This window comes from Streptomyces alboflavus (assembly GCF_000716675.1).
Taxonomy (GTDB): domain Bacteria; phylum Actinomycetota; class Actinomycetes; order Streptomycetales; family Streptomycetaceae; genus Streptomyces; species Streptomyces alboflavus.
The window spans coordinates 24879-37334 of sequence record NZ_JNXT01000071.1 but is presented as its reverse complement, the minus strand read 5'-3'; the positions used below and the strand labels follow the sequence as shown (position 1 = coordinate 37334).

The 12456-nt window shown below is 72.8% G+C and carries 8 protein-coding genes; 3 read left to right on the top strand and 5 right to left on the bottom strand.

Annotated features, from left to right (window positions below):
* Positions 1 to 166: 166 nt before the first annotated feature.
* From OO63_RS36035 to OO63_RS36020, 4 genes are all read right to left on the bottom strand, one after another.
* Positions 167 to 1390, bottom strand: coding sequence for an MFS transporter (locus OO63_RS36035; RefSeq protein ID WP_030363245.1), 1224 nt, complete (start codon positions 1388 to 1390; stop codon positions 167 to 169).
* A gap of 196 nt (positions 1391 to 1586) precedes the next feature.
* Positions 1587 to 2609 (bottom strand): endonuclease/exonuclease/phosphatase family protein, encoded by a 1023-nt coding sequence (locus OO63_RS36030; RefSeq protein ID WP_030363244.1) that lies wholly within the window; start codon positions 2607 to 2609, stop codon positions 1587 to 1589.
* A gap of 270 nt (positions 2610 to 2879) precedes the next feature.
* Positions 2880 to 3548, bottom strand: coding sequence for a TetR/AcrR family transcriptional regulator (locus OO63_RS36025; protein ID WP_030363243.1), 669 nt, complete (start codon positions 3546 to 3548; stop codon positions 2880 to 2882).
* Positions 3549 to 3617: 69 nt separating this feature from the next.
* Positions 3618 to 5219: an MFS transporter gene (locus tag OO63_RS36020; protein ID WP_030363242.1), complete on the bottom strand. Its 1602-nt coding sequence runs from the start codon at positions 5217 to 5219 to the stop codon at positions 3618 to 3620.
* A 251-nt stretch (positions 5220 to 5470) separates the two neighbouring features.
* Here OO63_RS36020 and panB point away from each other — a divergent pair, with 251 nt between their 5' ends.
* From panB to OO63_RS36005, 3 genes are all read left to right on the top strand, one after another.
* The gene (gene panB, locus OO63_RS36015; RefSeq protein ID WP_030363241.1) at positions 5471 to 6352 is read left to right on the top strand and encodes a 3-methyl-2-oxobutanoate hydroxymethyltransferase; all 882 of its coding nucleotides are present in this window, start codon (positions 5471 to 5473) and stop codon (positions 6350 to 6352) included.
* Positions 6353 to 6645: 293 nt separating this feature from the next.
* Positions 6646 to 7689 carry an ATP-binding cassette domain-containing protein gene (locus OO63_RS36010; protein ID WP_106983535.1) on the top strand — a complete coding sequence of 348 codons (1044 nt, stop codon included), beginning with the start codon at positions 6646 to 6648 and terminating at the stop codon, positions 7687 to 7689.
* Positions 7686 to 8543, top strand: a complete 858-nt coding sequence (locus tag OO63_RS36005) for an ABC transporter permease (RefSeq protein ID WP_030363239.1) — start codon at positions 7686 to 7688, stop codon at positions 8541 to 8543. The genes OO63_RS36010 and OO63_RS36005 overlap by 4 nt, the downstream gene beginning before the upstream one ends.
* 52 nt (positions 8544 to 8595) lie before the next feature.
* Here the strand turns inward: OO63_RS36005 and OO63_RS36000 are convergent, their stop codons facing one another.
* Complete coding sequence (locus OO63_RS36000) at positions 8596 to 12366, bottom strand: AfsR/SARP family transcriptional regulator (protein WP_033264781.1); 3771 nt, start codon at positions 12364 to 12366, stop codon at positions 8596 to 8598.
* Positions 12367 to 12456: the final 90 nt, after the last annotated feature.

Here is a 12456-nt window from a genome sequence, read left to right as displayed (position 1 = left end):
GGGCGGGTGGGAGAGAGCCCGTCCGGCGATTGAGGACGAGCGCGCAGCGCGAAACGGGGGCGACCCTCGCGGGGCTGAGGGTGCCGGGCTGTTGCCCGGCTCGATGCGAGCTGGGGCGGGTGGGTGGGAGAGGGCCCGCCCGGCGGGCCGGAGGCCCCGGTGCCGGTCAGGGACGGGTGGCGTCGGCCGGCGCCGAGGGAACGTGCTCGGCCACCAGCCGCCCAGAGGCCCCCGGCCCGGCCGCACGCCCACGATCGACGGCGTAAGCCACCGCGGCCACCCCGATCCCGAAGACGGCAAGCCCCGCCCCGGCCACGGCGGGCGACGTGACCCCGAAGCCCGCGGCGAGGGCAAGCCCACCGATCCAAGCGCCACCGGCATTCGCGAGGTTGAAGGCGGCCTGGTTGGCGGAGGACGCGAGGGACGGCGCGGCGGCGGCCTTCTCCATGACCATGAGCTGCAAGGGCGACCCCGTCGTGAACGCGGCCATGCCCAGCAGAGCAACCCCCACAGCCGCACTCCACTCGGCCCGCATGAGGACGGGGAAGAAGAGCAGGACGAGCACAAGCGCCCCGAGCCCGCCGAAGAGGGTGCCGCGCAGGGAGTGGTCGGCGAGCCGCCCGCCGAGCAGGTTCCCCGCGGTCGCGCCGACACCGAAGAGGGCGAGCAGCAGCGTGACACTGGCCTCGGCGAACCCGGCGGAGTCGGTGAGCATCGGGGTGACGTAGCTGTAGGCGGCGAAGAGGGCGCCGAAGCCCGCGACGGTCGTACCGAGGGCGAGCCAGACGGGCAGCGAGCCGAGGGCGCGCAGCTCCCCGCGGAGCCCGGCGTTCTCGCCGTGGCCGTGGTCGGCGGGCACGAGCAGCGCGAGGGCGGCGATGGCGGCGAGCCCGATGGCGCTGACGGCGAGGAACGTGGCGCGCCACCCGAGCTGCTGCCCCATGAGGGTGGCGACGGGCACGCCGACGACGTTGGCGACGGTGAGCCCGAGGAACATCAGGGACACGGACCGCGCCTTGCGCTCGGGCCCGACGAGTCCGGTGGCGACGACCGCGCCCACGCCGAAGAAGGCGCCGTGCGGAAGCCCGCTGAGGAAGCGGGCCGCCATCAGCCAGTGGTAGTCGGGCGCGGCGGCGGACACCGCGTTGCCGACGACGAAGAGGGCCATGAGGCCGATGAGCACGCGCCGCCGGGGCAGCTTCGCGGTGACGGCGGCGAGCAGCGGGGCGCCGATGACGACCCCGAGGGCGTACGCGGAGACGAGGTGCCCGGCGGTGGGGATGGATATGTGCAGGTCGTCCGCGACGTTGGGCAGCAGCCCCATCATCACGAACTCGGTGGTGCCGATGCCGAAGGCGCCCACGGCGAGGGCGAGCAGGGCCAGGGGCATGAGGGACGTACCTTCCAGGGGGACGGGGGCGCGGGACGGCGGGCGTACGGATTCCGGGTCCGTACCACCGGCGGATCCGTACCACCGGTCGATACGAAGCCGAATCCGTAAGTTTACCGTCGGAACAAAGGCTCCCGGCCCACGTATTCCGCGAGGTTAAGGCCGACCGCCCCGCGGGATGAAGCGCGGGTGACCGTCAGAGGTCGACGCTCGCGGCGACCGGCAGGTGGTCGCTGCCCGTCTCCGGCAGGGTCCAGGAGGACACCGGCTCGACGCCCTTGACCAGGATCTGGTCGATGCGGGCCATCGGGAACGAGGCGGGCCAGCTGAAGCCGAACCCGTCGCCCGCGGCGCCCTGCGTGGAGCGCAGCTGGGAGGTGACGGCGTTCAGGGCGCGGTCGTTCATGGTGCCGTTCAGGTCGCCGAGCAGCACGACCCTGCCGAGCTTCTCGTCGCCGATGGCCTCGCCGAGCGCGTCGGCGCTGTCGTCGCGCTGCCCGGCCGTGAAGCCGGCGTCGAGCTTGACCCGCACCGACGGCAGGTGCGCCACGTACACGGCGACCTGCCCCTTGGGCGTGTCGACGGTGGTGCGCATCGCGCGCGTCCAGCCGAGCTTGATGTCGACGGGCTTGGTGCCGGTGAGCGGGTACTTGCTCCACACGCCGACGGTGCCCTGCACGGAGTGGTACTTGTACGTGTCCGCGAGGGCCTTCTCGTACGTGGGCACGGCGGAGGCGGTGAGTTCCTCCAGGGCGACGATGTCCGCGCCGGACGCGGCGACGTCGCGGGCGGTGCCGGACGGGTCGGGGTTGTCGGCGTTCACGTTGTGCGTGGCGACGGTGAGGTCGCCGCCGCTGCCGGACTTGTCGGTGATGAGCCCGCCGAAGGCGCTGAACCAGACGGCCACCGGAAGCACCAGCGCGATCAGGGCCGTCGCGGACTTGCGGACGACGGCGATGACGAGCAGGACCGGGACGAACACACCGAGCCAGGGCAGGAAGGTCTCGGTGAGGCTGCCGAGGTTGCCGACGCCGTTCGGGATCTGGGCGTGAAGGAGCATCACGAGACCGATGAGGACCGCGGTCCCCGCCGTGATCAGCCCGCGCCGCCAGATGCCGGGGTCGCCCCGCCACCCGTCGGCCAGGCGTCGCAGTCGCGAACCCTGGCGCTCGGGCTCCGAGCCGCCGCTGTCCGTCTCCGCCTTGTACGCCTGCGCCATACTCTCGTCGCCTCACTGACTGCCGTGCACACCGTCTCCCCGCCCCTGCACCCTAGGCGATGATCGCGTGTCTGCTCCGCCGTCCGGTGACGGCCGTACGGGCACGAGGACGACCGGGCGGGCTCGTGAGGTTCCGGATGTGTGGGCGAGGCACGGCCTCTGTGACGAAACGCGCACATCGTCCATGGGGCGTTGCGCACGCGGCCGGTGGTGGGCAAGAGGCGAACGGCAGCGGCGAGGGTGGCGAACGACACGCGCGCGGCCGTGGGTTCACTCCGCGGGCCGCAGTCCTTCGAGGACGAGGTCGACGATGCGCACCGGCAGGTCCTCGTCCAGCGGGTCGTCGGGGCGCAGCACGCTGCGTACCAGCATGGGGCCGACGAACAGCTCGTTGGCGAGCACGATGTCGACGTCGGCGCGGAGTTCACCGGTCTCGACGCCGCGGCGCAGCACCTCGTAGGAGATGCGGCGCTGCGGGTCGATGACCGTCTTGTGGTAGGCCTCCCACAGTTTCGGCAGGCTTTTCATCTGTGCGAAGACGTTGTGCAGGATCGCGGACGAGCGCATGGTGAGGCCGCGGCGGCGGATGTGTTCGACGAGGACGACGAGGTCGTCGCGCATGGAGGTGCCGGGGAGTTCGGCGGGGGGCTCCTCCAGGGTGCGCAGGACGTCGACGAACATCTCCTCCTTGCCGCTCCAGCGGCGGTAGATGGTGGCCTTGCCCACGCCCGCGGTGCGGGCGACGCGCTCGATGGACAGCTCCGCGAGGGGCACGCCGTCCTCGATGAGCTTGATGACGCCCTCGATGATGGCGCGCTCCACCGCCTCGCTCCGGGGACGGCCCCTGACGCCCGCGCCCTTGGCGACGACGCCCTCACCCTTGCCGGTGCGCCCCTGCTCCACGATGTTCGACTCCTCTGCGGTCTGCGTCCCCCGCATTCTCCCTGGTCCGCGTCGCGGGGCCAGGGCACCGCCGTCCGCACGGCGCCACCGGCCCGGGGCGGTGCCTCAGCGGTCGGCGCCCACCCGGTCGGGGGCGGGAGCGTCCGTCGAGGTCAGCTTCTCCTTCGGCGGCTTGCCGGGCAGGTAGAGGGACACCACGAGCACGCCCACCAGGGCGACGCCCGCGCCGCACAGCGCGGTGATGTGCATGGCGTGCAGGAACGAGTCGTTGGCCGCGGAGACCAGTGCCTCCCCCCGCCCGCCGAGCCGCCCGGCCACCCCGAGCGTCGCCTCGATGGACTCCCCCGCGGTGTGCCGCGCCCCGGGCGGCAGCACCTTGAGCTCGTCCTCGACACCCCCGCGGTAGGCCGCGGAGAGCACGGACCCGAGGACGGCGATGCCGAGCGCCCCGCCGACCTGCCGGAAGGTGTTGCTGAGGGCGGACGCGGAGCCCGCCTTCTCACGGGGCAGGGCCTGCATGATGACGACGCTGGTGGGCGTCATGATGTGCGCCATGCCCGCGCCCATGAAGAAGAAGATGACCTCCATGACCCAGATGGGCGTGTCGGCGTCGAGGAGCGTGAAGGCGACGAGCGTGAGGGTGATCACCGTGAGACCGCCCGCGCACACGGCCCGCACCCCGAAGCGGTCGACGACGAGCCGGGCGCGCGGCGCGAAGATCAGCTGGGCGACGGCGAGCGGCAGCATGAGCAGCCCGGTCTCCAGCGGCGAGTACCCGCGCACGCTCTGGGTGTAGAAGACGGCGAAGAACGTGACGCCCATCAGCGCGAAGAAGACCAGCGCGATGGCGGTGATGGCCGCGGAGAAGACGCGGTTCTTGAAGTACGAGATGTCGATGGACGGGTGGTCGCTGCGCTTCTCGTACCAGACGAAGCCGACGAGCACGGCCAGGCCCGCGAGGATCGTGGCGAGGGCCGTGGGGTCGGTGAAGTCGGCGAGCTGGCCGCCCTTGATGATGCCGTAGACGAGCAGCACCAGGCCGACGACGGAGAGCACGACGCCGACGAGGTCGATGCGGCCCGGCTTCGGATCCTTGGAGTCGGGGACGAGCACGATCATCAGGCCGATGGCGACGATCACGATCGGCACGTTGATGAGGAAGACCGAGCCCCACCAGAAGTGGTCGAGGAGGACACCGCCGGTGATGGGCCCGATCGCGACGGCGAGGCCGACGCCCGCGGCCCAGATGCCGATGGCCTTGGGCTGCTCCTCGCGCTCGAAGACGTGCATGAGGACGGCGAGGGTCGCGGGCATCACGAAGGCGGCGCCGAGCCCCATCAGGCCGCGGAAGCCGATGAGTTCGGCGGGCGACCCGGACTGGGCGGCGAGCGCGGAGCCGATGCCGAAGACGGCGAGCCCGGCGAGCAGCACCTTCTTGCGGCCGAGGCGGTCGCCGAGCAGGCCCGCGGTGAAGAGCAGTCCGGCGAAGACGAGCGTGTAGGAGTTGATGGCCCACTCGAGCTCGCCCTGGGTGGCGCCGAGGCCGGTGGGCTCGGGGGTCGAGATGGTCTTGATGGCGACGTTCAGGATCGAGTTGTCCAGGACGACGATGAGCAGGCTCAGCATGAGGACGCCGAGGATCGCCCAGCGACGGCGGTGCACCGCCTCCGGTATCCGGGGCGCGTCGGGGACGGCAGGTGTGGTCATGGCTTCCACCCTAGGTACATTTCGATACGAGACCGTCTCGTATTGAAAAGGATGGGGAAGCCTTTACGCGCTCTTTCCGGTCCACCGCCCGGAACCAATGCCTCCGCGCCCCCGCACCCCGCCGCGTCCACAGCCGGGCCGGGATTGGCCGAAAGAACACCCCCTAGCCTCCGGGCGGCACGCGATGCCACCATGGACGTGATCCGGGGACGCCGTCAGGGCGCCTCGAGACGACAGAAGGAGCCGTTGCGATGACGCAGCTTTCGGCTGCCCAGAGCCCCGCCCCCAAGGAGCGGGCCCCCGACAGCAGCAAGGCGCTGTACGGCGGCAAGGGCACACGCCGCATCACCGTCCGCGACATCACCGCCGCCAAGGAGCGCGGCGAGAAGTGGCCCATGCTCACCGCGTACGACGCGATGACCGCGTCCGTCTTCGACGAGGCCGGCATCCCGGTCATGCTCGTCGGCGACTCGGCGGGCAACTGCCACCTGGGGTACGAGACGACCGTGCCCGTGACCCTCGACGAGATGGCCGTCCTGTCCGCGGCCGTCGTGCGCGGCACGAGCCGCGCCCTGATCGTCGCCGACCTGCCCTTCGGTTCATACCAGGAGGGCCCCGTCCAGGCGCTCAGGTCCGCGACGCGCCTGGTCAAGGAGGCCGGTGTGGGCGCGGTGAAGCTGGAGGGCGGTGAGCGCTCGCTGGCCCAGACCGAGCTGCTCGTGCAGTCCGGCATCCCCGTGATGTCCCATCTGGGCCTGACCCCGCAGTCCGTGAACACCATGGGCTACCGCGTCCAGGGCCGCGGCGAGGAGGCGGCCCAGCAACTGCTGCGGGACGCCAAGTCGGCCGAGGCCGCGGGCGCCTTCGCGGTGGTGCTCGAACTCGTACCGGCCGAGCTGGCCGCCGAGGTCACCCGGTCCCTGCACATCCCGACCGTGGGCATCGGCGCGGGCGCCGACTGCGACGCCCAGGTCCTGGTGTGGACCGACATGCTGGGCCTGACCGGAGGCAAGATGCCGCGCTTCGTGAAGCAGTACGCGAACCTGCGCGGCGTCATGGGCGACGCCGCGAAGGCGTTCGCCGAGGACGTGGTGGGCGGCGCGTTCCCGGCCGCGGAGCACGCGGTCCACTGACGCCCCCGGCCGTGCGGCCCCGGCACGACGTGCCCCGGGCCTCACGGCCGACAGGACCATCGCGGCACCAACGGCAGCCCGCCGACCGTCCCCCGTCGGCGGGCTGCCCGCCTCCTCCCGGGCTGTCCGGGTTGCCGCAGTCGATATCGCGCCACTCCGCTTTCGCGGGCGGCTCACACCGCTTCGCGGGGGTTCCTCCACACTCGTCCACGAGGGCGGCCTCCCAGCGGGCACCCCCCGCTCGGCACCCCTGTCGGTCGGCTGTCGGTGGATTGTCGGTGGCGCCTGCTCTCATGTACGGCATGACAGAAATCGGCAACAAGCCCCAACGGGGAGCGGACGGCGCGGGAAGCGCTGTTTCGGTACGGGGGCTGGTCAAGCACTACGGCGAGACCAAGGCGCTGGACGGCGTCGACGTGGACGTGCACGAGGGAACAGTCCTCGGCGTCCTCGGCCCCAACGGCGCCGGCAAGACCACACTCGTACGCTGCCTCTCCACCCTCATCACACCCGACTCCGGCAGCGCCTTCGTCGCGGGGTACGACGTGCTGCGCCAGCCGCGCCAGCTGCGCCGCGTGATAGGCCTCACCGGTCAGTACGCGTCGGTGGACGAGAAGCTGACCGGCTGGGACAACCTCTACATGATCGGGCGGCTGCTCGACCTGTCCCGCAAGGAGGCCCGCTCGCGCGCCGACGGCCTGCTCGAGCGCTTCTCCCTCACCGAGGCCGCCCGCAGGCCCGCGAAGACGTACTCCGGAGGCATGCGCCGCCGTCTCGACCTCGCGGCGTCGATGATCGGCAGCCCGGCGGTGCTGTTCCTGGACGAGCCGACGACCGGCCTCGACCCGCGCACGCGCAACGAGGTCTGGGAAGAGGTCAAGCGCATGGTCGGCGACGGCGTCACCGTCCTGCTGACCACGCAGTACATGGAGGAGGCCGAGCAGCTCGCCAGCGAGCTGACGGTCATCGACCGCGGCAAGGTCATCGCCAAGGGCGGCATCGAGGAGCTGAAGGCCAAGGTCGGCGGCCGCACCCTGCGGATCCGCCCGGCCGACCCGGCGCAGCTGCGCCCCACGGCCACCGCGCTCGACGAGGCCGGCCTCACGGGCCTCGCCACCACCACGGTCGACACCGAGACCGGCACCGTCCTGGTGCCGATCCTCAGCGACGAACAGCTCACGGCGGTCGTGGGCGCGCTCACCGCGCGCGGCATCACACTCTCCGACATCGCCACCGAGCTGCCCAGCCTGGACGAGGTGTTCCTGTCCCTCACCGGTCACAGGACCAGTGAGTCCCTGGACTCCACGGCCACCGATCTCGAGGGGGTCGCCGCATGAGCACCACCACCGTCAAGGCGCCCGCCGCGCCGCCCGAGCAGCGACGCCCCGAGGCCAGGACCGAGCCGGACACCCGCATCAGCCTGCGCGCGCACGTGCGGCACACCGGCGCGCTGGTCCGCCGCAACCTGCTGTGGATCAAGCAGGACGCCGAGTCGATGCTCGACGCCGTCCTGATGCCGATCATCTTCACCCTGCTGTTCGTGTACGTCTTCGGCGGCTCCGTCGGCCAGTCCCTCGGCGGCGGCCGCGACGAGTACATCCAGTACGCGATCCCCGGCCTGATGGCCATGACGGGGATGAACATGGCCATGGGCGTGGGCACCGGCTTCAACCAGGACTTCCAGACCGGCGTCATGGACCGCTTCCGGTCCCTGCCGATCAGCCGCTCCTCCGTGATGACCGCCAAGATCGTGGTCGAGCTCCTGCGGATGCTGATCGCCACGGCGATCCTGCTGGCCGTCGCCCTGATCATCGGCTTCTCCGTGGAGAGCGTCCCGGGTCTGCTCGCGTCCGTGGGCCTCGCCCTGGCCTTCGGCGTGGGCCTGATGTGGATCTTCCTCACCATGGGTGTCGTCATGAAGAGCGCCCAGGCCATCCAGGGCATGGGCTTCCTGGTCCTGATGCCGCTGCAGTTCGGCTCGTCCATCTTCGCGCCGACGACGTCCATGCCCGGCTGGCTCCAGGCGTTCACGGACTACAACCCGCTGTCGTCGCTCGCCGACGCCTCCCGCGGTCTGATGAACGGAGGCACTCCGGTCGCCCACGACGTGTGGGTGACGCTCATCTGGTCGGTGGTGATGACGGGCGTCATGGCGCCGATCGCGATCCACAAGTTCCGCACCAGGACGTGACGCGGACGCCGCGCCCGAGCGCGGCCCGGGGCCGCAGCGACGCGGCCCGTGGTCACAGCCTCGCCGAGGCGACGGCTTCCTCCCAGGAGAGGCCGTCGCCTTCGGCGTACGCGACGGCGTAGGCCGCGTCGCCGAGGACCGCGCGGACCGTCCGCTCGGCGGCACGGCGGACCTCCCGCTCCATGGCGACGGGTACATGGCCGGGCGGCAGCCGGGCGTCGGCCACGGCGATCAGCCGGGCGGCGGCCGCGGCGCGGCCGGTGTCGTAGGAGGCGAGGGCGCGGGCCACGGTCGCCAGATGGACGGAGAGCAGCTGCGGGGCGACGATCTGCGCCAAGGGCTCGGCGGCCCTCTCCGCGGCTTCGAGGGCCTGACCGAGCCCGCGCTCGTACTGGCCGTCGAGGGTGTCGAGCCAGGCGTGCGAACCGAGCAGGAAGCCCTCGAAGAGAGCGAAGCCGAAGACCGCGAACTCCTCGCGCAGGATCACCAGTTGCTCGCGCGCCTCGGCCACGCGGCCGGTGCGGCCGAGCAGGCCGACGAGGAAGAGCCGGGCGGCGGGCAGCGCCCCGTTCAGCCGGCTGCCGCTGTCGTCGATCACCTGCCGCAGCAGGGCCTCGCCGCGCTCCCCCTGCCCCGCCTCGATGAGGACCGTGCCGAGCCGGGCGCTGAGCAGCGACACCTGGGCCCGTGCGCCGACGTCCTCCGCGTGGTCCATCGCGGCCTGGAAGTCCTCGGCCGCCAGCAGGTACTCACCGCGCCGCTCATGGGCCTCGCCGCGCGACGACAGGGCCTCGGCCGCGCCGAAGGAGTCACCGATGCGGGTGCAGATCTCCAGGGCCTCGTCGGCGTCGCTCACGGCGTCCCCGGCCCAGTCGGCACGGTTGGCGAGGATGTTGGCGCGCTGCTGGAGGGCGGACGCGAGCTCCCAGTCGAGGCCGAGCTCACGGCAGGAGGCGACGGTCGAGTCGACGACCTGGCGCAGCCGGTCCACGTCCCCCGCCATCAGGACGGCGAAGAACCACAGGTTGCCCGGGCTCCGGCAGGTCTGCGGCAGGCCCGGCCGGTAGGTGTCACGGATCGCGCGCAGCTTCCGGCCGGCCTCCGGGGTGTGCCAGCCCACCGGGTCCATGTCCATGCAGGACAGCTGGATGAGGTGCACGCCGCGGCGGGCCTCCTGGAGAAGCTCGCCCGACAGCGGGGGCGGGTTGTCCGTGCAGCGCCCGTACAGCGGCGGTGCGGGCCTGACGGGGTCCGCGAACGGGTCGGGCCCGAGGGCCACCACCTCCCGGGACCAGTTGCGCACCTCCTGCCGCAGATCACGGATCAGCCAGAACCACGACAGGGACAGGACCAGGCACAGCGCCTCCTGCTCGTCGTGGGCGGCGACGGCGTGGCGCAGCGCGGTGCGCAGGTTCTCGTACTCCGCCTCGAAGGCGGCGATCGCCTCGCGCTGCCCGCGGCGGCGCAGCGCCGGGTCGGTGACGCGGGCGAACTCCCGGAAGTGGACGAGGTGCGCCCGGGTCGCCCAGGCCCGCTCCCCCGCCTCGTCGAGCCGCTCGGCGGCGTACTCGGCGACGGTCTCCAGGAGCCGGTAGCGCATCACGCCGTCGTGGGCGGAGGGAGCGGCGACGACGAGGGACTTGTCGACGAGGGAGCCGAGGATGCCGGCGACGTCGCGAGGATCGACAGGCCCGAACGCACCTTCACCACCCGACTCCTCACCGGACGGCAGCCCTGCCCCCGCGGCCCGTCCTGCGCCTCCGACTCCACCCAGCTCCGCGACCTCTCCCGGCCTTCCCAAGCCTCCCGCCCCTTCCGGCCGGGCGCCGCAGACGGCTTCGGCGGCGGCGAGGTCGCAGCCGCCGGCGAAGACCGAGAGGCGGCGCAGGACGGAGCGCTCGGCGGGATCGAGGAGGTCCCAGGACCAGTCGACGACCGCGCGCAGGGTCTGCTGGCGCGGCAGGACGGTGCGGGAGCCGCTGGTGAGGAGACGGAAGCGGTCGTCGAGGCGGTCGGCTATCTGGCGCGGGGCGAGGATCCGCAGCCGGGCGGCGGCCAGTTCGATGGCGAGCGGCAGGCCGTCCAGGCGGCGGCAGATCTCGGCGGCGGCGCGGACGTCGTCGTCGATGCGGAAGCCGGGCCGTGCGGCGGCGCCGCGGTCGGCGAGCAGGCGCAGCGCGAAGGGTTCGGGCAGGGGTTCGACGGGGCGCACCAACTCGCCGGGGACGCCGAGGGGTTCGCGGCTGGTGGCGAGGACGGTGAGCCCCGGGCACTCGGCGAGGAGGCGCTCGGCGAGGCGGGCGGCGGCGTCGATGACGTGTTCGCAGTTGTCGAGGACGAGGAGCATGCGGAGCGGTCCGCAGTGCTCGGCGAGGCGCACCATCGGGTCGTCGGCGTGCCGCTCGGCGGCGGCCCGCAGCTCTTCGGCGCCCGCGCCGCGCAGCACGGTCTCGCGGGCACCGAGGGCGGTGAGGACGGCTTCCGGTACGTCGTCGGGGTCGTCCACGGGGGCGAGTTCGACGAGCCACACGCCGTCCACCGATATGTCCCCCACCGCCTCGGCGGCTTCCTGGGACAGCCGTGTCTTGCCGGCGCCGCCGGGCCCGGTCAGCGTCACGAGCCGGGCGCGGCTCAGGTCGTCGCGGATGGCGTCGATGTCGCCGGTACGCCCGACGAAGGAGGTGAGGCGGGCGCGGAGGTTGCCCGGGGCGGGGTTGGTGCCGGTACGGCGGCCAGCCCGGGTGTCCGCACTCCGGTAGTCCACGCCGGAGCGCGGGCCACGGCTCAAGCCGTCCGCGTCCGCACCGACAAGACCGCCACCCCCAGCCGGACCCACACCGTCGTCACCCACCCCACCAGACCCAGCAGACCCAGCAGACCCACCAGACCGGACCGCCCCAACAGCCCCGCCCGACCTGCCCGACCTGCCCGACCTGCCCGACCTGCCCGACCTGCCTGCCCCAACCAACCCACCCGACCCAACCGCGCCCGCACCACCATCAGACCCACCCAACCCACCCTCGCCCGCACCACCATCAGACGCGACTGCACCACCATCAGACCGGACCGCACCACCATCGGACCCAACTGCACCACTCCTCCCCCCGGGCCGAAGCAACTCCCCATACAGGGTGCGAAGTTCCGGACCGGGGTCGACGCCGAGGCGGTCGGCGAGGGTGCGGCGTACGCCTTCGTAGGCGGCCAGGGCCTCCGCCGCGCGACCGACGTCGCGCAGGGCGCGCAGGCGCAGGGCCTGGAGGGGCTCGTCCAGGGGGTGGCCGTCGCACAGGGCGGTGAGTTCGGGCAGGGCGGACTCGGCCTGGCCGAGGGCGAGGGCGGCGGTGAAGCGGGCACGGAGGGCGTCGAGGCGGCGGGCGGACCAGCGGGTGGCTTCCGCCGTGTGGTCCGGGAGGTCGGCGAAGGCGTCGCCGTGCCACAGGGCGAGGGCGTCGTCGAGGAGGGCGGCGGCCTTGGCGGGGTCGCCGTCGGCGAGGGCGCGGGTGCCTTCGCCGACGAGGCGCTCGAAGCGGTGGGCGTCTATGTCGTCGGGGGTGACGCACAGCTGGTAGCCACCGTCGGTGGAGGCCACCGCGTCGGCGCCCAGGGTGCGGCGCAGGCGGCCGACCAGGGCCTGCAGGGCTGCGGGGGCGTCGGCCGGGGGTGCGGTGCCCCATACCTGGTCGACGAGGACGGGCGTGGGGACGCCGCGGCCCGGGCGCAGGGCGAGTGCGGCGAGGAGGGCGCGCAGGCGTGCGCCGCCGACGGGCACCGTGGTGCCGTCGGGGCGCAGGGCCCGGGTCACGCCGAGGACGCGATAACGCACGCGCCCATTGTCCCCCGCCCACACACCGCCCCGTCCCCCGTGACCGGGAAGCGCCACTTGGCCGGGGGCCGTACACCCACCCCCCACATC

Bases quoted from the DNA above. Each gene is read 5' to 3' on its own strand.
- panB (WP_030363241.1), top strand. From the start codon at position 5,471: ATGACGCAGCTTTCGGCTGCCCAGAGCCCCGCCCCCAAGGAGCGGGCC.
- OO63_RS36020 (WP_030363242.1), bottom strand. From the start codon at position 5,219: ATGACCACACCTGCCGTCCCCGACGCGCCCCGGATACCGGAGGCGGTG.
- OO63_RS36025 (WP_030363243.1), bottom strand. From the start codon at position 3,548: ATGCGGGGGACGCAGACCGCAGAGGAGTCGAACATCGTGGAGCAGGGG.
- OO63_RS36035 (WP_030363245.1), bottom strand. From the start codon at position 1,390: ATGCCCCTGGCCCTGCTCGCCCTCGCCGTGGGCGCCTTCGGCATCGGC.
- OO63_RS36005 (WP_030363239.1), top strand. From the start codon at position 7,686: ATGAGCACCACCACCGTCAAGGCGCCCGCCGCGCCGCCCGAGCAGCGA.
- OO63_RS36030 (WP_030363244.1), bottom strand. From the start codon at position 2,609: ATGGCGCAGGCGTACAAGGCGGAGACGGACAGCGGCGGCTCGGAGCCC.
- OO63_RS36010 (WP_106983535.1), top strand. From the start codon at position 6,646: ATGTACGGCATGACAGAAATCGGCAACAAGCCCCAACGGGGAGCGGAC.